Below are 19,698 nucleotides of genomic sequence, written 5' to 3'. Positions count from 1 at the left end.
AGTCCACCTCCCATCGACTGCACCCACCTGTGCCAATCTGATCGGGTGACTTCTACCTCGGTGTGCGTTCTCGGTCTAGGACTGATCGGTGGGTCGATCCTGCGCGCCGCACACGAAGCGGGCCGTCCGGTGTGGGGATGGAACCGATCGGCCGACGCAATCGCGGGTGCTACAGCCGACGGATACGACGTCGGTACCGACCTGACAGCTGCTCTGACCAGAGCATCCAAGGAGGATGCGCTGATCGTCATCGCCGTCCCGATGCCCGCTGTCGATTCAGTTCTGGCCGCGGTCGCCGAGCACGCACCCTCAGCTCCGCTCACCGATGTGGTCAGCGTCAAGGCCGAGGTCGCTGCCGCTGTGACTGCTCGCGGACTGCAGGCGCGCTATGTCGGCGGGCACCCGATGGCGGGCACCAATCATTCGGGCTGGTCTGCCACCGACCCCACGCTGTTCGCCGACGCGGTGTGGGTGGTGTCCACGGACCCCGGAGTCGACGCCGACGTGTGGGTCCGCGTGGCCCGGCTCGCCCTGGACTGCGGTTCGGTGGTGGTGCCGGCCGATAGCGTCGAGCACGATCGCGCCGTGGCCCGGATCTCCCACCTGCCGCATCTGCTGGCCGAGGCACTGGCGATCGTGGGAGCGGCCGGCGGGCCGTTGGCGTTGGGCCTGGCTGCGGGCTCGTTTCGCGACGGGACGCGGGTGGCGTCGTCGTCACCGAATCTCGTCCGGGCGATGACCGAGGGCAACGCAGCCGCGCTACGAACTGCACTCGACGAAGCGATGCATGCGCTCACCGAAGCGCGCGAAGAACTGGACAAGAACTCGACGAAAACACTGGTCGACGCCGGAAACGCAGCGCGGCTGCAGTACGAGCAGCATCAGCGTTTCGAGATCACCGACATCACCCCGGGCGAGCCGGGGTGGCGAGAAGAACTGCAGGACGCGGGTCGACGCGGCGGCGTCGTGCGTCAGATCCGTTCGGCCAGTCCGGGGTAATCGAGAACGAATCCCTCGGCATCGACCGTGACGGACGACGTCGACACCGGCGAGATGACGTGGATGCCCTCGGAACCACTGCTGTAGGTCAGCGTGGCCTCTTGGATGCTGAGGTCGAGGAGATTGACGTACACCGTCGGTACTTCGAGGTCCTGGACCTGGGTGTGCAGACCGAAGCGACGGATGGGCAGCGTGTTGAAGAACGGACTGAGCACCATGTCGACGTCGAGCGCGCCGCTGTAGGTCGAGCGCTGATGGCTGGCGCTGTTCTCCACCATCCAGTAGCCCTCGTCGTCTCGACTCACGGACGCCTGCCGGTCACCGGACGCGAGCGAGGTGCGCACCGACAGCCGCTTGGTGACGCCGTATTCGTCGGTCACCAGGTCGTAGGAGGCGCTGAAGGCGGGATGATCGGCACACGCGGCACCGATGATGCGTCCGGCAGCCTTGATTCGGTTGCCGGAGAGCTGAACGCGCACGGACTCCATGCGGGGAACATCGTGCGCTCGCCACGTCAGGATCGAGGGCCAGGTTTTGGCGTCGGTGGAGTCGGACGCAGGGACGGAGGCATGCTCGGCACCCGATGCTTGAGTGATCACCCATCTACGGTAGGCGACGAGCCCCCCTCGAGAACAAGCGGACGTGCCTTTTCCTTTTTCACTCCTGGTCATTCCGCAGGCTCCACTCCCGCCATTACTTAAGGTGATGACCGTGACGACAGAGAACACAGGCGGCGGGCAGTTCGATTTCGCACATTCCGAACAGGCTGCCAAGAGTCGACAGGACAAGGCGACGGCATTGGCGCGCTATGTCTGGGATCGCGGTATCACCGGAGCCGAACTGCTCGACCTCACCGACGCCGTCCGCAGGAAACTCGCCCGCGCCGCGGACCTGCACCCACCGAGCACGATGGAAACCTGGACCATCGTGGCCGAACTGCTCGACCGCAAATCCGCATGGGCGGCCGAACACCCCGGTCACGACGGCGCGACGCCCCAGCACGCCGACGAGAAGATCATGTGGGTCAAGCCGCCCATCACGCCCTGGACCTGATCAGCCGGTCACCAGGCCGATCTCACTGGCGATAGATCTCCACGTGGGCACCGGTGACCACACCGAGGGTCGACGTCGGGTGGCCCCAGCTCGAACCGCAGTTACCCGACGCCTGACCTGTCGGCACGAAGGATCGGCTCGACGAGGTGTAGGGGCCGACCGCCGGGATCGGAAAGCGATTGGGGACGAAGTGAAAGCCCCAGCATTCGGTGATCAGTACGTACTCCCTCCCCGGAGGAGCACCGGTGTCGTGGCATGTTGCAGACGCGCCGAAGGCATCGTGTGCGATGGAGCAGTCCTGAGTGTCAGCTTGGGAAACGCCTGCGCCGATGATTGCTGAAAAGGCCAGACCTGAGACGACGACGGTGGCAACTCGTGTTGCCGCTACAAATGTTCTTCTCATACAGGTCATCTCGCCGGGGACCGACCAGGCGTTACGAAAATCAGACCAGCGAGTCTTCCCACGCCTCGTGCAGGTGCGCAAAGCGTCCCTCTCCCGCGATCAGATCCTCGGGAGTTCCGTCCTCGACGATGTCTCCGTCGGACATGACCAGTACGCGATCGGCGATCGCCACCGTCGACAGGCGGTGCGCGATGATCAGCGCCGTTCGCCCCTGCAGGATGGTCTCGAGCGCACGCTGCACCAGCCGCTCGCTCGGGATGTCCAAACTCGATGTTGCCTCATCGAGCACGATCACCGACGGCGCAGCGAGGAACACCCGCGCGAAGGCCACCAATTGCCGTTGACCCGAGGACAATCGGCCACCGCGCTTGCGTACGTCGGTGTCGATGCCGTCGGGCAGCGACGCGATGAACTCGGTCAGTCCGACGGCGTCGGCCGCAGCCCGCACGTCCGCATCGGTCGCCGTCGGGCGTCCGAGACGGATGTTGTCCGCCACCGAACCGGAGAACAGGAACGACTCCTGCGTCACCATGACGACGTTGCGGCGTAGGTCCTCGTCGCTGATCTCCCGCATGTCGATGCCGTCGAGTCGCACGGCTCCGGCCGTCGGATCGTAGAAGCGCGCCAACAGCTTTGCCAGTGTCGACTTTCCGGCTCCGGTGGCCCCGACCATCGCGACCACCTGACCTGCGGGCACGTGCAACGAGAACTCGGGCAGCACAACGCGCTCGGAGCCGTAGGAGAAGTGCACATCGTCGAACGTGATGTCGCCCTTCACCGTTCCGATCTCGACCGGGTTCTTCGGCGCGATCACCGACGGTTCTTCCTCGAGCACGCCGGAGATCTTCTCCAGCGCAGCCGCGGCGGACTGGTAGGCGTTGAAGACCATCGCCAACTCGTCGAGCGGGCCGTAGAACCGCCGAAGATACAGCACGTAGGCCGCAAGCACGCCGATGTCCATGTGGCCGTTGATCACTCGCCAGCTACCGAACACCAGGATGATCGCCAGCGTGACGTTGCCGATCCAGCGCACGATGCCGGTGTAGCTCGCCATGCCGCGCAACGCCGCGGTGGTGGCGTCGCGATACTCCGAATCCTCGGTGCTCAGAATGGCGTCGTTGCGGCCCTCGCGTCTGAACACCTGTACTGCGCGAATGCCGCCCATCGACTCCACGAAGTGGACCACGACACGCGCGATCGCCACCCGTGTTCGACGGTATCCCTGGCGTTGGCGACGCTGCGACCACCGAGTGACGAGCACCAGTGGAACGAAGCCGGCCAGCACGATCAACGCCATCGGTACATCGAGATACACCAGGATGATCGCGATCGACACCATCGACAGGATGGCCGTCAGTGCATCGTTGAGCGCACTCTCGAGCAAGGTCTGCAGAGACTCGACGTCGCTGGTCAGTCGCGAGATCAGCCGTCCCGAGGTGTATTTCTCGTGGAACGACAGGCTCAGCTTCTGGGCATGATCGAACACCCGGCCGCGCAGGTCGTACAGGATGTTCTGGCTCAGCCGCCCCGAGACGGTGAGAAACGCATAGGTGGTGAACATTCCGAGCAGACCGAAGCCGGTGTAGCCGCCGACGGCCCACAGCAACGGACCCCAATCACCCTGTCCCGCAGCGCCGACGCCGTTGTCCAGCGCATAGGCGATGAACAGTGGGCCCGCCACATAGGTGATGTTGTCGACCAGGATGATCAGGAACGAGAGCAGGGCCTGCTTCTTGTACGGGCGCACCAGTGATGCGAGCAAACGACGAGAACGTCCGGCCAGCACCAGGTTTCCGGTGGCGTCGACCTCGGATTCCTCCCCGCCGACACCCCGCCAATCCTCGGTGGAGCTCTGATCACTCATGGACCGACCCCATCACCTCGCGGTACCGCGGCGAAGACGCCAACAGTCCCTCGTGCGTTCCCTGCTCCACAATTCTTCCGTTCTCGAGATAGAGCACGCGGTCGGCCAACGCAGCGGTCGACGGCCGGTGTGCCACCAGCACTGTCGTCGAATGCGCCAATACGCGCCGCAACTCCTTCTGTACTTTCGCTTCGGTGTCCACGTCGAGCGCGGACAGCGGGTCGTCGAGCACCAGCACCCGTGGCTTGCCCAGCACCGCGCGCGCCAACGCGAGCCGCTGCCGCTGTCCGCCGGACAGGCTCATGCCCTGCTCGCCGATGCGAGTGGCCAAACCCCACGGCAGCCTCTCGACGAAATCCGTCGCGTGCGCGATCTCCAACGCCTCGGCGATCTCGGCATCGGACGCACCGGGAGAACCGAGCGCGATGTTCTCGCGAGCACTGGCCGAGAACAGCACCGGATCCTCGAAGGCCACCGACACGATGGAACGCAGGTCCGACAATCGCATCGACGTCACGTCGATACCGTCGATCGTGATGGACCCCTCGGTGACGTCGAACAAACGAGGAACCAGGTTGGTCAGTGCAGTCTTTCCGCTACCTGTATTGCCGACGAGCGCAACGGTCTCCCCCGGCTCGACGACAAAACTGACATCCTCGAGCAGCGGCGAGGACGCGTCGGGAAAGGTGAATCCGACACGGTCGAATTGCACTCGGCCGCGGATTCTTTCGGGCAGTTCGACGGGATCGTCCGGATCGGTGACGGTTTCGGGAGTGTCCATGATCTCCCAGTACCGATCCGCTGCCGTACGTGCATTGTTCAGCTCGGCCAGCAGGTAACCGAACGACTCGATCGGCCACAACAGGAACGTGACGATGGCGATGGCGGCGACGAGGGTGCCGACCGTCATCGTGCCCTGCACGATCGAGTACGTCCCCACGGCCAGAATCGCTCCGATGGTGATCGGTTGCAGCCCGACTATGACGGCCCAGATGATCGCGAGGTAGCGCACCTTCTTCAGCTCGGTCCCGCGCAGAGTGCGAGCCTGGCGAAGAAACTGCTTGCCCAGGTGCGCACTTCGACCGAAGGCCTTCAGAACACGAATGCCTTGAATGGATTCCTCGACCGTCGTCGTGACATCGCCCGCCTGATCCTGGGCGTCACGCGCTACGACGCGGTACAGCGTCTCGAACTTGGTGCAGGCGATCACCAGCGGCACCGACGTCGCCAGCATGATCAGCCCCAATTGCCAGGACTGGACCAGCAATACGCCGATACCCACAACGAGCGTGACGGCGTTGATGATGATGAACGGGCCGATGAACGCCATGAACCGGCGTAGCGAACCGAGATCGGCGATGGCACGCGAGAGCAGCTGCCCCGATTCCCAACTTTCGTGCGCCGCGACCGAGAGCCGCTGCAATTTGTCGAATACTGTTGCACGAGCTGTGATTTCGAATTGACTCGACGGCCTGGACACCAGGTAACGCCGCACCCAGATTCCGGCCGCGTCGATGGTGCCGAGCAACAGGACGAATGCCGCGGGCCACCAGACAGCTGAGAAATTGCGATCGGTGATGGGCCCGTCGATGACGCGTTGCATCACCAGCGGAATCACCAGACCGGTCATGGTGGCGATGAGTGAGACCACGATCGAGCCGATGTAGAACCACTTGTACGGGGCCAGGAACGGCGCAAAACGCTGCAGTGAGCTGGGTGCCTTCGCCGTGTCCGGGTATGGCTGATCGAGGGTTCGGGTTTCGGGATCGAGCACACCCGTAGACACAGTTCTTCTCCTTATTGCTGTGCTCGAATGATTTCATTGCACAGGCTCAGTTTCCAACCGATTTTTCGGCCCTCGCATTCCAGTGTGAAACCTCGAGGTAGGTCGAGGTCAAGGCCGACCACTCTCGAGTACCGTAGGACCGTCGGGCGAGAGAAGGGCATACGTGAGCGCACGGTCGATGGTCGGGTTGTTCGCGGGAATCGGCGGGCTCGAGCTGGGGTTGGCCGAGGCGGGCTGGTCGACGCAGTTGCTGTGCGAGGTCGATCCCGGAGCCCAAGCCGTCCTCACCGCCCGTATGCCCGACGTCCCCCTGCACAGCGATGTCACCACACTCCGGAGCCTGCCTGCCGACACCGAACTGGTAGCAGCGGGCTTCCCGTGCCAGGACCTCTCCCAGGCTGGGCGCACCGCAGGCATCACCGGTGCCCGATCCGGCCTGGTCGACGAGGTGTTCCGGCTGGTCACGCGGAGGCGCGGCCCGCGCTGGCTGCTCATCGAGAACGTGCCGTTCATGCTGCAACTCGGCCGCGGGGCCGCCATGCGGCACATCACCGACGCGCTCGAGGACCTCGGTTACATGTGGGCCTACCGCGTCGTCGACGCCCGAGCGTTCGGATTGCCGCAGCGTCGGCAGCGGGTGGTCATGCTGGCCTCGCGCACCGACGATCCACGGGAGGTGCTGTTCTCGCAGGATGCCGGCCCGTTGCCCGACGGCGATCCGAGCACCCAGCCGTGCGGCTTCTACTGGACCGAGGGCATTCGAGGCCTGGGCTGGGCAGTCAATGCGGTCCCGACGCTCAAGGGCGGGTCCTCGCTCGGCATTGCCAGTCCCCCGGCGGTTCGGTTGCCGTCCGGGGAAATCGTCACGCCCGGCATCATCGGGGCCGAGCGTCTGCAGGGATTCGATCCGGACTGGACGCTGCCTGCCGTCCAGCAGCCCGGCGTCCGCAGCGGACATCGCTGGAAGCTCGTCGGCAATGCCGTCAGTGTGCGGATGGCGTCATGGGCCGCGCGCGCTCTCGACGACCCCAAGCCCTACGACGCCTCGAACGATGCGACTGTTCTGCCTGGCCAGGCCTGGCCGACCGCAGCCTGGGGACGCGACCGAACGACGTTCAAGGTGACGATCTCGACCATGCCGGTGCACGAACCCTACGAGGACCTGGCCGACTTTCTGGACGACTCGAAGCTGCTCTCTGCTCGCGCGACCGCCGGATTTCTCAAGCGGGCCCGGGCCGGCAGCCTCCGTTTCGCTCCGGGATTCCTCGACGATCTCGACGCCCACCTCGAGCGCATGGGCGGGTACGCCGAGCGGGTCCCAGTGTGAAAGCCGAACGCCCCGTCACCGACGCCAAGACCAGTGCGCGATTGAGCAAGCAACGACGCCGCGACACCAAACCCGAAGTGGCGCTGCGACGAGCACTGCACCGCCGAGGTCTCCGGTATTTCGTCGATCGTGCTCCGCTGAAGGGCATGCGCCGTCGCGCAGATCTGGTCTTTCCCCGACGCAAGGTCGCGGTCTACGTTGACGGCTGCTTCTGGCACAGCTGCCCGGTGCACGCGACCAAGCCCCGCAACAACGCTCAGTGGTGGGCCGACAAATTGGCCGCCAACGTCGCCCGCGATCGCGACACCGACGAGAAGCTTCTCGCGGAGGGCTGGCGCGTGGTGCGCATCTGGGAACACGAAGACCCCGCTATCGCCGCCGACCGCGTTGAGAACGAACTCCAAGCTGAATAATCTGGGTCATTCCGCGGGCTCCACTCCCGCCTGAAACCCTTTCCCGTCCCCGCGCGTCCAACCCCATGATTGGTCGATTCGAGTTCGGGGGAAAACGGTGCGTAGAAATTGGTTGCTCGCGGCGGCGGCGCTGGCGATGTCGGTATCGACGAGCGGATGCGCGGTGGTGTTGCTCGGCAGCGCGTTTCCCGCAGGCAGTTCGTCGCCCACCGGCAGTTCTTCGCCGCAGAACAGGTACGGATTCGAGATGTCGGAGTCAGACCGGTATCTGGCCGACACGGCAGCATTCGTACGCAGTCTCGATCCGTGTGGCTTTCTCACCGAGGACGATCTTGCTGCCCTCGGCACCGTGGTGCAGCTCCGCCCCGACGGCGAATTGAGCACGTGCTCGGCCAGCCTGAAACCCGCTACATCGAGCGCCACCGACTCCGTTTCGATCGATCTGAACGGATATCAACCGACGTCCGACGACTCGGACTACGAGCAGATCACGATCGGCGACGAACAGGTGTATCTGGACAACTCGTCGCAAGGGTCGTGCCGCATCGGCTTTCCGCTTCGCGACGAGTTCGACGGCACCACCCCGGGGCCCATGGACGGTTTCCTCGCCGAATCCGGCCGCGGCTTCGCCACGATCGACGTCTATCGCGCCGACGCGGACGCGTGCTCTGCAGCAAAATCGGTGACCGAGACCGCACTGGGTCTGTTGGAGGATCCACCGCTGCGCGCCGATTCGAAATACAACCTCCCGCTTGCCTCGAAAGATTTATGCGCCGTCTTGGAACACTTGCCCGCAACCTGGACGGTGGACCGCTGGAACCCTCCCTCCGATCCGTACCGTTGCCACTTCACGGCGTCCTCGGCAACGTTCGAGGACAACGTGGCGATGCTCGACGTCACTCTCGACTACGTCGACGGTGACATGCGTTCGAATGACCGCAAGACCGTCGAGCAGGGCGACTACACCGTCGAAACACGCGGCTCGGATTCGGCGTGCTTCGCGGACATCGTGTTGGGCAACCCCGTGCTCGGTATGCCCGAGAAAGACGACACTGCCGCCCTCTTTGCCCGCACGGTTCCCACACTGACCGTCCTGACCGACCAGTGCGAGTCCGCGGTCGCACTGGCGGTGGCAGCTGCCGATGTACTGACTGGCTAGCCTTGATCGGTGCGTTCGAGAACTGAAGGCGTTGATATCCGCCGCGTCGTAGTGGCGATCTGCTTGATCCTCGCCGGATTGCTGTACTCCGCGTGGGTGGCCGAATTCTTCATCGACACCGGTCTCGACCCCACCACCTCGTTTCTCAGTGAACTCGACGCCCGCGATCAGCCGTACCGCGAATTCTTCTCCACCGCAGACGTCGTCACCGGTTCACTGATGATCGTCGCGGCGGTCCTCGGCTTCCTCGCTACCCAGCGTCGACGGCTCGTCGTCACCGGCTGGGTGGCGTCGGGCATCTTCGGTATCGCCACCATCGCCGACGCAAAACTTCCACTCGAGTGTGTGGCCGCCGACGATCCGAGCTGTCCGATCGAGCCCAGCGGGTTGTTCCCGCAACTCCATCACCTGCACGCACTCACCAGCACCATCGCGGTGTTCGCGATCTTCACGGTCATGATCGCGTTCACGCTCGCTGCATTCCGTTATGAGCCCTATCCCCTGCTCCGGACGCTCGGTGTCGCGGTGCTGGCTGTCACGACCCTGGCCACGGCATGGCTGATGATCGCCGACAATCTTCCCGGCGATCACGGCCTCGGTGTTGCCCAGCGGGTTCAGGTGGGCGGCATGTCGGCGTATCTGGTGGTGCTGGGGTGTGCGCTTAAACTCGGTGCATGTCCTTCACCGCGACCGAATTGAACGGGTCCAAGGTAGAGCAGTATCACCAGCTCGCCGAGCAGGCCAAGGGCCTCGTATACGAAGAGTCGAACCTGATCGCCAATGCCGCAAATCTCTCCGCGTTGGTCTACCACGCTCTGCCGGAGGTCAATTGGGTCGGCTTCTACCTCTTCGACGGCACCGAACTCGTCGTCGGTCCCTTTCAAGGTCAGCCTGCCTGCGTGCGCATCGCCCTGAGCAAAGGCGTGTGCGGCGCTGCCGCCACCACTCGCGAGACGCAGCGAGTTGCCGATGTCCACGCCTTCCCCGGCCACATCGCGTGCGATGCCAACACTCGCTCCGAGGTCGTCGTACCGATGTACCAGGGCGACACTCTGATCGGTGTGTTCGACTTGGACAGCCCCGTGCCGAATCGCTTCGACGCCGACGATCAAGCAGGCCTCGAAGCGATCGCGGAGGTCTTTCTCAGGTCGTTGCGTTAGCTGCTGCCTCGAAGAACCAGGCCATGACGAGCGCCCCGGGGTCGACGACGCCTCGCGCGGCTTCGCCTACGTAGCTGGCGCGACCGCGGTTGGCGGTGATGTCCTTGGTCGATTCGGCTCCGGTCTTCGAAGCGTCGGCCGCGTTCTGCAGGGTGCCGCCGTCCGTCTCGAGCGCCTCGACGGCCGGGGCGATGGCGTCGACCATCGTCTTGTCGCCCACCCGTGCGCCGCCGAGTTCGGTGATGCTGTCCAGTCCCGCCCGGGCGGCCTGCCCGATAGCCGCGAGATCCGGCTCGGATTCCAGCATCGTCCGGTAGAACTGGCGGAACCAGATACCGAACAGCGCGCCGGACGTACCGCCCGCGTGGCCGAGGTAGGCCTCGCTCACCGCCTCGAATACTGTTGCTGCCGAGTAGGTTTCCTTCACTGCATCCAGATCGAGTTGTTCGAGTGCGGCCACCATGTTGGTTCCGAAGTCGCCGTCGCCTGCCTTGCGGTCCAGCTCGGTCAGAGCCGGCTCCTCGTCGAGCACACGCTGCGCCCACGACCCGATCCACTCGGAAACGAAGGCCGACTTTTCGCCGGCGTCGGAAGGTGAGAACGTCGGCCCGAATGCGCCGCGCTCGGCCACCGGCTTCGCGCCCCGGCTCTGAGCGTTGGGCCAACCGGGCGCGTCGGTCGGCTCGTCCCACAGTTCGAGCATCTCGTCGTCGGCCCGCACGAGTGTGATCGACGCTCCGCCCATGTTGAGCGCGGTGACGAAACTTCCGACGAGTGAGCGGGAAATCTCGATACCCTTGCCGTGCAGGTACTCCGAGAGCTCACCGAACAGCAGATGCAGTTCGAGCGGATGCGTTGCGCCGAGCCCGTTGACGATCGCGATCACCGATTCGCCCGAATTCAATCCGAGCGAGCCCACGATGGGCTCGGTCAGCTTCTCCACGATCTCCCGAGCAGGCAGCCGGGGCACGCGGTCGGTGCCGCGTTCTCCGTGGATACCGATGCCGAGTTCGATTTCCTCCTTGGGTAATTCGAACGACGGGCCGTCGGCGCCCGGTAGCGTCGGCGGGTTCAGCGCGACAGCCATACTGCGCGCGTTCTCCGCTGTTCGACGCCCCAGTGCAACGACCGCCTGCAGACTGTCGCCGCGTTCTGCCGCTGCACCGCAGACCTTTTCGACGACGATGGTCGCTGCGGTGCCGCGGCGACCGGGGCCGTCCTCGCTCTCACTGGCGACGTCGTCGTCGACGAGAACTACGTCGGCGACGATGCCGTCCTCCTGCAACAACTCTCGGGCGATCTTGAAGTTCATCACGTCGCCGGTGTAGTTCTTTACGATGTGCACCACGCCGCCGCCGGAGTCCACGGCCTTGGATGCCTCGTGCACCTGAAGGGCGTTAGGTGAGGTGAAGACCAGACCGGGGCACGCTCCGGTGAGCATGCCGCGACCGATGAATCCGGCATGCATCGGCTCGTGGCCCGATCCCCCACCGGACAGGAGGGCAACCTGACCGTCGGAGATGCGATAGCGGCGGGTGAGAAATCCGGGATCGGCATGCCAGGTGACGTCGTCGGTGGCGGCGACCAAGCCGCGGAGGGCGTCGGCAACGAATGTTCGAGGGGAATTGGAGAACATGGCTCCACCCTAACCACCTGCGCCGGGTCCCTTCCTCGGTTCTGCGGGACCGATACAGTCGGGGCATGACTACCGCGACCTGGACGCTCGACGCATCGGACGATGGACAGTTGGCCGTTCGGACGGATGTCACCGGACGGGCAGCCAAGATGGGCCATCGCCTCACGATTGCGGTGACCTCCTGGACCGCGACGGTCGAGTGGTCGGGGGACGCGCCCACCGCGGTCACCCTCGTCGCCGAGGTGAGTTCACTCGAGGTGGTTCGCGGAGAGGGCGGACTGACACCCTTGATCGGACCGGAGAAAATAGTGGCGAAGGCAAACGCGCTCAAGAGTTTCGAGGCCGACCGATATCCATCGATTCGATTCGTTTCGGAAGAGATCACTGCCGTCGACTCCGGATTTCGACTGGCCGGCACGGCCGAGATTCACGGCGTGTCCAGGGAGATCGCCGTGGATGTGACCGCCACCGACCTCGGTGATCGATGGCACATCGAGTCCGAAACTATTGTGCGCCAATCGGATTACAAGATCACTCCGTATTCGCAGATGTTCGGAGCCATGAAGGTGGTGGACGAGGTGACCGTGACGTTCGACGCCGAGTATCGCGAGCCCTGAGCCTTTCCAATTCGCCTGTCATGATGGACACTACGGCGATGAGTCGAAATCGATGGATGATCGGATCGTGCGCATCGGCCCTGTTGCTGACCGTGGCCCTGACCGCGGGCTGCAGCAGCCCAGCGACGTCGTCCCCCGATGGACCTCCCGGAGTGAACGTCAACGGCGTGGGAGAAGTCCAGGGTGCACCGGATACGTTGACGACGCAGATCGGTGTTCAGGCCACTGCCGAGGACGTCACCGCCGCCATCGAACAGGCCAATTCTGCCGTCAGTGAGGTCACGGACGCAGTGATTGCGGCCGGCGTCGCTCGCGAGGACATCCAGACTCAACAGGTGTCGATCGATCCGCAGTACTCGGGCGCATTGCCGGGAGGCACCTCGGCTATTTCCGGATACCAAGCCACCAACACCCTGCAGGTCACGGTTCGCGACCTGTCGAAGGCCTCCGCGGTGTTGGGCGACGCCACAACGGCCGGCGGAAACGCGACCCGCATCTCGGGAGTCTCCTTCAAGATCGACGACGATTCCGAGCTGATCTCCGATGCCCGGTCCAGGGCGTTCGCCGATGCCCGCGATCGCGCCGAGCAGTACGCATCGCTCGCAGGCGGAGAACTCGGTGACGTTCTGTCGATCACGGAGTCGATCACCGGCCAGGAGCAGCCGAGGTCGTTCGGCGAGTCCGCCACTTCGCTCGACACGGCGGTGCCCATCGAACCGGGACAGCAGACCGTCAGCGTGTCCGTGTCGGTGAAGTGGGCGTTGAACTAGGTCCCGGCGGGCGGTGGCAAGCGATAGTTCACCGGGGTGGCCGAAAAGTCCAGCGGATTGCGGACGCCGTCGGCCACTGAACCCGGAACCTGCACTCGCGGTTCGAGACCGAGCGATTCCGCGAAGGCAAACGCCTCTTCGATGGAGTTGACCGGCCCCGCGGGGACGTTGCGGGCCATCAGATCTCGGTACCATTCGTCCGCTGTACGTGCCCGCAGCGCCGAGGTCAACGCGTCGACCAGGTGATCGCGATGTTCGACGCGAGCAGAATTGGACGAGAAGCGATCGTCCTCGGCCAACGCAGGCAATCCGAGCACCTCGACCAGGGCCGCGAATTGCCGGTCGTTTCCCACCGCCAGTGCCAATGGACGGTCGGCAGTCTCGAACACCTCGTACGGCACGAGCGAGGGATGCTTGTTTCCCATCGGGACGGGCACAGCGCCTGCCCCGAGGTACGCCGCCGACTGGTTGCTCAACGCGGACAGCACCGACGCCATCAGCGAGGTGTGCACCTGCTGGCCAGCACCGGTCTGTGATCGATGATGCAGTGCGGCAAGGATTCCGCTCAGTGCATGTAGACCGGTGACGATGTCGACCATCGCCACCCCCACCTTGGTCGGTGTCGAGGCGTCGGGGCCGGTGACGCTCATGAGCCCGCCGACGGCTTGGACCACCAGATCGTATCCGGGGAGCGCAGCTCCTCCCCCGGTGCCGAAGCCAGAGATCGAGCAGTAGATCAGGCCCCGGTTCGATTGCGACACAGTCGAATAGCCCAGACCGAGGCGGTCCATCGTTCCGGCGCGGAAGTTTTCGATCACGATGTCCGCGCCCGAGACGATCTCACGTGCCTCAGCCACCCCGCTCTCGGACTGCAGGTCGATGAACCTCGACGCCTTGTTGCGATTCACCGAGTTGAAATAGGTTGCCGTACCGGAAGAGTCGTATGGCGGGCCCCACGATCGGGTGTCGTCACCGATTCCGGGTCGCTCGATCTTGATCACGTCTGCGCCCATGTCGCCGAGCATCATCGTCGCGTACGGGCCGGCGAGCACACGGGAGAAGTCCGCGACCACGAGGCCTGCGAGTGGACCGGTGGCAGGTGTCATCGGTCCACTGTATTGCGCGACACGCCGCAGTTCAGTTCAGGTCGGGAACGAACGCTCCCAGAACGGCAACCATCGTCTCCACGATGTGCTCGATAGGTGGGCGAGGGGGATCGGTGCGCGACCAGTCGGAGACGATCTCGGTGAGCGCACCGAGGAATGCTGTTGCGGCCAAACGGTATCCACCTGGTGGAACGAAATCGGAACCGACTTCCGAGCGCAGGGTGTTCTCGAAGAACTGTACCCACTGTGCACGACGGCGCGTCCGGTGCTGCTCGACGGCATCGCTGACACCCAGCATCTCCAGGTAGGAAATTCGTGCTCGGCGTGGGTCCCCTCCGATCGATCCGACCAAGGCCGTCATCGCAGCAACAACCAGCGCGCGTCGATCTCGGTCGAGCTGCCCGTCGAGTGCGGCGACGACTGCAGCCAGGGCGTCGTCTTGAATCAGGTCGTACACATCCACGAGCAGCGCCTCACGGTTGGCGAACTCACTGTAGAACTGACTGCGCGCCAGACCGGCTGCAGCGCAGATATCCGCGACCGAGGTGGCTGCGTATCCGCGTGCCCCGATGACCTCGACCCCGGCGTGCAAGAACCGCGCGCGGCGATCGGCTTTTCGCGCGGCGGACGATCGTCCCGCGTAGATGCGGCCCTGATCGTCGGCGACAGTCACCGGCGGAGTCTACCGCCGGCGACACCTCGCCTGCCGTACGCCGATCGGTTCCCTCACGCCCCGATCGGCTTACCGAACAGTCCGGCGACTATCTCGCCTACAGCGTCGACGAAGAGCGGGTGTGCACGCGTGTCGAGCGCCATCGAGCCGACATCGTTCGTTCGGCAACCCGGTTCCACAGGAACACCGGCGAACCGGTCGCGCATCCACAACACCGCGCTCGGAAAAGCGATCAACTCCAAGGTGATGTGCTCGCTGAAATGATCACGGGTGTACGTGACATCGGCACCCGGACGGCTGCAATACGAATCGACCATCGCGTTGACCGGTCCGATCGGCACCAGCCAGTCCGGGTTGGAATGGTAGACGTAGAGCGGCATGTTCGGTGTGGTGCCGCCGAGCTGCATCGCAGACAGGGCCTTCTTCACCACCGGTTGTTGAATCGGGTCGCCGTCGGTGTGCAGGAAGCCCTTCAGGTTGACGAACGGCAGCAGCGCCGACGAGTAACCGACACAGAGATTGTCCTTCGCTGCGAACAACGCCCTGCCGAGCGGATCGATATGTTCGTCGACGAAATCGGCCAACTCGGGATCTTCACGACTGGCACCGATGATCCCGGCAGCGACGATTCCCGAACCGAGTGTGTTGTTCGCGTTGTCCACCAGCGCCCCGAGTTCAGCGGGAGTTCCACCCTCGGTGACTCCGACGATGTCGAGCTCAGGGGCGTAGCGTTCGGCCAGTTCGGCTGCATGCCCGGTCGCTATCGCGCCGCCGGAATAACCGCTCATCCCCACCTTGGTGGCTTCCCCGGCCAATTGCATCGGCGCGAAGTTCTCGGCCGCTCGGATTCCGTCGAGTGTGATCCGACCGGCGACCGGCCCTGCGGCGAACGAGTTGTTCGGACCTTGGTGGTCAGGTACCGATACTGCCCACCCCTGCGCCAACGCTGCCTGCACTTCGAGGAATTGAGCACCCGACGTCACCGCGCCCGTCACCGGCCAGGGAATCGCACCCGCTCGCATCGCATACGAAGGCGCGCAGTAGGCAGCGAGAGAATCCTCGGCCAACTGGATGGAGATCAAGGGCCGCGATTCCGCGGCGACGCCACGGGGCTTGATGACCGTGGTCACCGCAGCGATCGGCTCGTCGCGACCGTTGTTGGACCGGAACGACAACTGCCACGCGTCGACCTGCGTGGGGATGACGTTGAGAGTGGCCAGCTCGACCGGCCGCGCAGCGATGATCTGGCCCGGCGCGGCCGCGGCCACCACGTCGGCGGGCGGGACGTAGAAGTCTTTGTCGAACTCCGGAATCTTCGGCCACGTGAACGGTGCCAGAGGCGGCTGAACGTCCACCTCGCTCGCATCGGGTGCAGCAGCAGCGGGCGTCGTCATGGCAGCAAAAGCCGCAGCGGCGGTCATCACGCTGATCGCTGTACGCAGCGTCCAAGAGCGGGCAGAAGACACGGGTGTACTCCTTCGCGCCGGAGGACGGGATCCACAGGAGGCGCGCCCGGCGACGGTTCGTACAGCGCATCCGTCCATCTTGGACACCGATGTCCGAGATGGTGTTCAGAACTGTAGAGCGAAGTGGCGTGGATAACAATCCCCGAATCGAAAGAGATTCAGAAGTGAACCGATCCCAAGTGCACTGGGCTGCGCCCGTTCGTCACGCGACCGCGAACGACCGCTTCGCCAAACCGAACTGGAAGCCGGTGATCGCCGTAGCCACCGGGGCTTCCGGATTCTCGGCGGCACCGAGCGTGACGAACAGCGGCGTGAAGTGCTCGACGGTCGGGTGGGCATAGGGCATTCCCGGTGCGGCACTGCGGAAGTCCGCCAGAGTTGCGACGTCACCGCGCGCCAACGCGTCGGCCGCCCAGAGATCGAAGTCCTCGGACCACGTCGGGACGGTGTTGGTCACGAAGTTCTCACGGGACAGGAACGGCAACCCATGCGTCATGAATCCGGATCCGATGACCAAGACGCCCTCGGCGCGAAGCTCTTTCAGCGCAGCGCCTATCGCCATCAGCCGGTCGGGAGCATGCGTCGGCAGGCTCAACTGGAGAACGGGGACGTCGCCATACGGGTACATCACCTTCAGGGGAACCCAGGCACCGTGATCGAGTCCGCGCGAGGTGTGTCGGTGCAGATTTTCCGACGCCGGGATTGCCGCGGCAACGCGAGCGGCCAAGGCCTCGGCGTCGGGTGTGCGGTATTCCATCGAAAAGTACCGCTGAGCGAAACCACCGAAGTCGTAGACCAGCGGGGTCGCGGCCGCCGAGGCAGACAGGCTCAGCGGAGCCTCTTCCCAGTGCGCGCTGACGATGAGGATCGCCTTCGGCTTCGGCATCGACTGCGACCACGTGAACAGCTGGTCCATCCAGAGTGCGTCGTCGAAGACCGGGGGCGCGCCGTGGCTGATGTACAGGGCCGGCATCGGACCGTCGTTGGGGGTCCACATCTGCTGCGACCGGCTCGCGGGTGCGGTTTCGGCGAGGAATGCGTCGAACGCTGCTCCCGCGACGGGCGGGTTTACGACAGATGTCATGAGAGGTCCTTCGAGTACCTAAGTTGAACCTTCAACCTATCACTCAGGTCGATTCAAGACAACGCCACCTCGCGGTCAGACCTCGATCGCCAGTGATGTACCGCGGGCCAGCGTTCGATGTGCGCCGAAATCCATCCCGCATCCAGCGCATATGGCAACATCGGACCGGTCGGTCGGGACCGAACGAGACGGAAGCAGCCCCCTACATGCGTACAAAACTCAGCGCAGCCCTCGCGGCAGCCGCAGCGATACCCCTCGCCCTCATCGCCGCGACGCCGGCAACCGCAGCCGTCGGGCAGGTCACAGCTGAATTCAACTCCGCTCCAGTCTCCGGGGCACCGGGCGTCAACACCGTTACTGGCACCTTCACCTTCACGGGAGGAGCGCAACCCACTGCCTGTTTCATGTTCGACTACACAGGAGCCATAGGCAACGGCCAAAGCACTGCCCCTGGCAGTTCGTCGGTCACAGTGACCAACGGGGTCAACGTCTCTGACGGCACTTACACCATCGAATGGTGGTGCGAAGGGGGCCAGACGACCGACACCGACCCATCCCAGTACTGGGGCACCCCCGGCGGTATACCCACAATTCCAGGCCCAGGCGGGGACCCCGTGCCTGGTGGCCCGGCGACCGCCACCACCGAAACGCTCGTCGTCCCCGCCGTCACACCGGGCTGCAGCGGCTCAGTCTGCCTCCCCACCGGATCATTCTTCGGCTTCTGACTGCGCGGGCCACAGCGCCCCGTCACGATCGAGTGGCGGGGCACCGTCGTCGCTCCGCCACCAACCGCGAGGACGTCCACTCCCGGATCAGCGGAATCCATCCGCTGGCAAACACTTTGGCACCTGCATCGGATCGGCCACGGTTGGAGGGCCCTACCTTTCTGTGGGTGACCTCAGCGCCCACTATTAGTGCTGAAATACCTTTTCCCGTTTGTGAGAGCGAATTGTGGACGCTCACGTCAGTGCCGTATGGCGTCGACGCACCGCATCGATGATGTGGTCCACCACGTCCGCGAGGTTGCTGCCGCTACGACCGACGTCCACGCCGAGGACATGGCTACTCCACGACGACGCGGCCACCACCGGGAAGGTTGGGAGTGTCCGTCGTGATCGTGAGATCGACACGGCCCGCACCGGTAGCGAGAGTGATCGGCTCGGTCGATATCCCACCCGCCGAACCGGATCGGCCGTTGTCGATGTTCGTCCACACCACGGTCACCGGAACCGGCAGCAGGCCGACCGCAGACGAGCCCATGTCACCCGCACCCGAAATCTTGCTCGCTGTCGTCACCGTGACCTCCCCTGCTTCGATCACCGTCGCCGTTGCCTCGACCGGCCCCGACCCGAAGCTGACGCCGTGCTGAAAGAAGACGAATGCCTGTACCGGCCTGAGCTCCGTGGTGGTTGCGGCCGACGCGATGCCCGCCGACCCCAGCGTCAGAGCTCCTGCCACCAACGGTGCTGCCACGAGGCGAAGGACTCTTTTTCTCGAAAACACGATGCTCCCCATTTCGTCGAATTCGTCCGCTGTTCGAGAACATCCTGCAACGGACCAAGTGGTATGTAAACCCCTCGGGACCTAGGCTTGGCTGCATGCCGGATGTCTATCGCGCACCGATGCCGGACGGCGTCGAGCGCGCCCTCACCTTCGGACTCTGCGGCATGGCGGCCGACGACGAGCGATCGCTACAACGGGTCGAGCGCTTCGAGCAGGTTCCGGACGGATCTTTCGTCTGGACGCGAACCGCGAGTGGGGAGTACTTCCTCGGCCGAATTCTCGGCTCACTGCGGGAAGATCGCAGCGCCGATGCAGTGGCGTCGAACATGATCTTTGTTCGTGACTGCGAGTGGACGGGCGAGCCCGTTCCCGAGCACGAGGTACCCGCCGCAACGCTCCGCACGTTCGCCCGCGGCGGCCGAAACTTTCAGCAGACACACGACCCGCGAGTCGCCGCAGAGTCGGCTAGCGTGTGGCGAGCGCGAGGTCGCTGACCTGGGGATCGACCTGAACAACCGAGTAGCCCTGAATCTCGAACTTGTTCTCGCCCTCGGGCGGTCCGAGCACGGCGCGAACGATCAGAGTCGCGGCGGCAGCGACGAGTGCGATCACGATGACCACTGCTGCCACGATCAGCAGGGTCCGTGGGCCACCGAACAGGTTCTTCGAGCTCATGCGT

Annotated in this window: 22 protein-coding genes; 11 read left to right on the top strand and 11 right to left on the bottom strand. The window is 64.5% G+C overall.

The window, feature by feature from the left end:
• Positions 1 to 27 precede the first annotated feature (27 nt).
• Entirely contained in the window at positions 28 to 999 is a 972-nt protein-coding gene (locus ACQR3T_RS12945; RefSeq protein WP_428693919.1) for a prephenate dehydrogenase, read from the top strand.
• On the opposite strand, the gene ACQR3T_RS12940 is transcribed toward ACQR3T_RS12945, so the two are convergent.
• Positions 972 to 1,487 (bottom strand): putative glycolipid-binding domain-containing protein, encoded by a 516-nt coding sequence (locus tag ACQR3T_RS12940; RefSeq protein ID WP_032380655.1) that lies wholly within the window; start codon positions 1,485 to 1,487, stop codon positions 972 to 974. The genes ACQR3T_RS12945 and ACQR3T_RS12940 overlap by 28 nt on opposite strands.
• 223 nt (positions 1,488 to 1,710) lie before the next feature.
• Here ACQR3T_RS12940 and ACQR3T_RS12935 point away from each other — a divergent pair, with 223 nt between their 5' ends.
• On the top strand, positions 1,711 to 2,052 hold the full coding sequence (locus tag ACQR3T_RS12935; RefSeq protein ID WP_149407214.1) for a hypothetical protein: 342 nt from the start codon (positions 1,711 to 1,713) through the stop codon (positions 2,050 to 2,052).
• Between the two features lie 22 nt (positions 2,053 to 2,074).
• On the opposite strand, the gene ACQR3T_RS12930 is transcribed toward ACQR3T_RS12935, so the two are convergent.
• The 3 genes from ACQR3T_RS12930 to ACQR3T_RS12920 are packed head-to-tail and all read right to left on the bottom strand — an operon-like array spanning position 2,075 to position 6,105.
• The gene (locus ACQR3T_RS12930) at positions 2,075 to 2,455 is read right to left on the bottom strand and encodes a hypothetical protein (protein WP_428693679.1); all 381 of its coding nucleotides are present in this window, start codon (positions 2,453 to 2,455) and stop codon (positions 2,075 to 2,077) included.
• Positions 2,456 to 2,495: 40 nt separating this feature from the next.
• On the bottom strand, positions 2,496 to 4,319 hold the full coding sequence (locus ACQR3T_RS12925; RefSeq protein WP_428693678.1) for an ABC transporter ATP-binding protein: 1,824 nt from the start codon (positions 4,317 to 4,319) through the stop codon (positions 2,496 to 2,498).
• The gene (locus ACQR3T_RS12920) at positions 4,312 to 6,105 is read right to left on the bottom strand and encodes an ABC transporter ATP-binding protein (RefSeq protein WP_428693677.1); all 1,794 of its coding nucleotides are present in this window, start codon (positions 6,103 to 6,105) and stop codon (positions 4,312 to 4,314) included. The genes ACQR3T_RS12925 and ACQR3T_RS12920 overlap by 8 nt, the downstream gene beginning before the upstream one ends.
• A 178-nt stretch (positions 6,106 to 6,283) precedes the next feature.
• Here ACQR3T_RS12920 and ACQR3T_RS12915 point away from each other — a divergent pair, with 178 nt between their 5' ends.
• From ACQR3T_RS12915 to ACQR3T_RS12895, 5 genes are all read left to right on the top strand, one after another.
• Positions 6,284 to 7,432 (top strand): DNA cytosine methyltransferase, encoded by a 1,149-nt coding sequence (locus ACQR3T_RS12915; protein WP_032380653.1) that lies wholly within the window; start codon positions 6,284 to 6,286, stop codon positions 7,430 to 7,432.
• Positions 7,429 to 7,845: a very short patch repair endonuclease gene (locus ACQR3T_RS12910; protein ID WP_032379923.1), complete on the top strand. Its 417-nt coding sequence runs from the start codon at positions 7,429 to 7,431 to the stop codon at positions 7,843 to 7,845. The genes ACQR3T_RS12915 and ACQR3T_RS12910 overlap by 4 nt, the downstream gene beginning before the upstream one ends.
• A gap of 97 nt (positions 7,846 to 7,942) precedes the next feature.
• The gene (locus ACQR3T_RS12905) at positions 7,943 to 9,004 is read left to right on the top strand and encodes a hypothetical protein (protein WP_428693676.1); all 1,062 of its coding nucleotides are present in this window, start codon (positions 7,943 to 7,945) and stop codon (positions 9,002 to 9,004) included.
• A gap of 9 nt (positions 9,005 to 9,013) precedes the next feature.
• Entirely contained in the window at positions 9,014 to 9,703 is a 690-nt protein-coding gene (locus ACQR3T_RS12900; protein WP_094618069.1) for a DUF998 domain-containing protein, read from the top strand.
• Positions 9,679 to 10,164, top strand: coding sequence for a GAF domain-containing protein (locus tag ACQR3T_RS12895; RefSeq protein ID WP_428693675.1), 486 nt, complete (start codon positions 9,679 to 9,681; stop codon positions 10,162 to 10,164). The genes ACQR3T_RS12900 and ACQR3T_RS12895 overlap by 25 nt, the downstream gene beginning before the upstream one ends.
• On the opposite strand, the gene ACQR3T_RS12890 is transcribed toward ACQR3T_RS12895, so the two are convergent.
• A complete protein-coding gene (locus tag ACQR3T_RS12890; RefSeq protein ID WP_428693674.1) occupies positions 10,148 to 11,800 on the bottom strand; it encodes a dihydroxyacetone kinase family protein in 1,653 nt (550 codons plus the stop codon). The genes ACQR3T_RS12895 and ACQR3T_RS12890 overlap by 17 nt on opposite strands.
• A gap of 65 nt (positions 11,801 to 11,865) precedes the next feature.
• On the opposite strand from ACQR3T_RS12890, the gene ACQR3T_RS12885 reads away from it, so the two are divergent.
• Together ACQR3T_RS12885 and ACQR3T_RS12880 are read left to right on the top strand one after the other, a co-directional pair.
• Positions 11,866 to 12,417 carry a YceI family protein gene (locus tag ACQR3T_RS12885; protein WP_428693673.1) on the top strand — a complete coding sequence of 184 codons (552 nt, stop codon included), beginning with the start codon at positions 11,866 to 11,868 and terminating at the stop codon, positions 12,415 to 12,417.
• 38 nt (positions 12,418 to 12,455) lie between these two features.
• A complete protein-coding gene (locus ACQR3T_RS12880; RefSeq protein ID WP_428693672.1) occupies positions 12,456 to 13,187 on the top strand; it encodes an SIMPL domain-containing protein in 732 nt (243 codons plus the stop codon).
• On the opposite strand, the gene ACQR3T_RS12875 is transcribed toward ACQR3T_RS12880, so the two are convergent.
• The 4 genes from ACQR3T_RS12875 to ACQR3T_RS12860 form a co-directional block, all read right to left on the bottom strand.
• Positions 13,184 to 14,293 (bottom strand): CaiB/BaiF CoA transferase family protein, encoded by a 1,110-nt coding sequence (locus ACQR3T_RS12875; protein ID WP_094618073.1) that lies wholly within the window; start codon positions 14,291 to 14,293, stop codon positions 13,184 to 13,186. The genes ACQR3T_RS12880 and ACQR3T_RS12875 overlap by 4 nt on opposite strands.
• A 31-nt stretch (positions 14,294 to 14,324) precedes the next feature.
• Positions 14,325 to 14,966 (bottom strand): TetR/AcrR family transcriptional regulator, encoded by a 642-nt coding sequence (locus ACQR3T_RS12870; RefSeq protein ID WP_094618074.1) that lies wholly within the window; start codon positions 14,964 to 14,966, stop codon positions 14,325 to 14,327.
• Between the two features lie 53 nt (positions 14,967 to 15,019).
• Positions 15,020 to 16,387 (bottom strand): lipase family protein, encoded by a 1,368-nt coding sequence (locus ACQR3T_RS12865; protein ID WP_094618075.1) that lies wholly within the window; start codon positions 16,385 to 16,387, stop codon positions 15,020 to 15,022.
• 247 nt (positions 16,388 to 16,634) lie between these two features.
• On the bottom strand, positions 16,635 to 17,516 hold the full coding sequence (locus ACQR3T_RS12860; protein WP_428693671.1) for a dioxygenase family protein: 882 nt from the start codon (positions 17,514 to 17,516) through the stop codon (positions 16,635 to 16,637).
• Between the two features lie 206 nt (positions 17,517 to 17,722).
• On the opposite strand from ACQR3T_RS12860, the gene ACQR3T_RS12855 reads away from it, so the two are divergent.
• Entirely contained in the window at positions 17,723 to 18,241 is a 519-nt protein-coding gene (locus tag ACQR3T_RS12855) for a hypothetical protein (RefSeq protein ID WP_428693670.1), read from the top strand.
• A 337-nt stretch (positions 18,242 to 18,578) separates the two neighbouring features.
• Here the strand turns inward: ACQR3T_RS12855 and ACQR3T_RS12850 are convergent, their stop codons facing one another.
• A complete protein-coding gene (locus ACQR3T_RS12850) occupies positions 18,579 to 18,989 on the bottom strand; it encodes a hypothetical protein (RefSeq protein ID WP_032379913.1) in 411 nt (136 codons plus the stop codon).
• 125 nt (positions 18,990 to 19,114) lie between these two features.
• Here ACQR3T_RS12850 and ACQR3T_RS12845 point away from each other — a divergent pair, with 125 nt between their 5' ends.
• Positions 19,115 to 19,513, top strand: a complete 399-nt coding sequence (locus ACQR3T_RS12845) for a GAF domain-containing protein (RefSeq protein WP_428693669.1) — start codon at positions 19,115 to 19,117, stop codon at positions 19,511 to 19,513.
• Here ACQR3T_RS12845 and ACQR3T_RS12840 read toward each other — a convergent pair.
• Positions 19,485 to 19,694, bottom strand: a complete 210-nt coding sequence (locus ACQR3T_RS12840) for a hypothetical protein (protein ID WP_032368666.1) — start codon at positions 19,692 to 19,694, stop codon at positions 19,485 to 19,487. The genes ACQR3T_RS12845 and ACQR3T_RS12840 overlap by 29 nt on opposite strands.
• Positions 19,695 to 19,698: the final 4 nt, after the last annotated feature.

The organism is Rhodococcus sp. IEGM1428, assembly GCF_050321865.1.
Lineage (GTDB): Bacteria > Actinomycetota > Actinomycetes > Mycobacteriales > Mycobacteriaceae > Rhodococcoides.
Note: the sequence above shows the minus strand (reverse complement) of the source record. Positions and strands in the feature narration are given on the sequence as shown.

Excerpts from the sequence above, each read along its gene's own strand:
- ACQR3T_RS12940 (WP_032380655.1), bottom strand. The coding sequence starts at position 1,487 with ATGGAGTCCGTGCGCGTTCAGCTCTCCGGCAACCGAATCAAGGCTGCC.
- ACQR3T_RS12930 (WP_428693679.1), bottom strand. The coding sequence starts at position 2,455 with ATGAGAAGAACATTTGTAGCGGCAACACGAGTTGCCACCGTCGTCGTC.
- ACQR3T_RS12925 (WP_428693678.1), bottom strand. The coding sequence starts at position 4,319 with ATGAGTGATCAGAGCTCCACCGAGGATTGGCGGGGTGTCGGCGGGGAG.
- ACQR3T_RS12915 (WP_032380653.1), top strand. The coding sequence starts at position 6,284 with ATGGTCGGGTTGTTCGCGGGAATCGGCGGGCTCGAGCTGGGGTTGGCC.
- ACQR3T_RS12895 (WP_428693675.1), top strand. The coding sequence starts at position 9,679 with ATGTCCTTCACCGCGACCGAATTGAACGGGTCCAAGGTAGAGCAGTAT.
- ACQR3T_RS12890 (WP_428693674.1), bottom strand. The coding sequence starts at position 11,800 with ATGTTCTCCAATTCCCCTCGAACATTCGTTGCCGACGCCCTCCGCGGC.
- ACQR3T_RS12885 (WP_428693673.1), top strand. The coding sequence starts at position 11,866 with ATGACTACCGCGACCTGGACGCTCGACGCATCGGACGATGGACAGTTG.
- ACQR3T_RS12880 (WP_428693672.1), top strand. The coding sequence starts at position 12,456 with ATGAGTCGAAATCGATGGATGATCGGATCGTGCGCATCGGCCCTGTTG.
- ACQR3T_RS12875 (WP_094618073.1), bottom strand. The coding sequence starts at position 14,293 with ATGACACCTGCCACCGGTCCACTCGCAGGCCTCGTGGTCGCGGACTTC.
- ACQR3T_RS12865 (WP_094618075.1), bottom strand. The coding sequence starts at position 16,387 with ATGACCGCCGCTGCGGCTTTTGCTGCCATGACGACGCCCGCTGCTGCT.
- ACQR3T_RS12860 (WP_428693671.1), bottom strand. The coding sequence starts at position 17,516 with ATGACATCTGTCGTAAACCCGCCCGTCGCGGGAGCAGCGTTCGACGCA.
- ACQR3T_RS12855 (WP_428693670.1), top strand. The coding sequence starts at position 17,723 with ATGCGTACAAAACTCAGCGCAGCCCTCGCGGCAGCCGCAGCGATACCC.
- ACQR3T_RS12845 (WP_428693669.1), top strand. The coding sequence starts at position 19,115 with ATGCCGGATGTCTATCGCGCACCGATGCCGGACGGCGTCGAGCGCGCC.
- ACQR3T_RS12840 (WP_032368666.1), bottom strand. The coding sequence starts at position 19,694 with ATGAGCTCGAAGAACCTGTTCGGTGGCCCACGGACCCTGCTGATCGTG.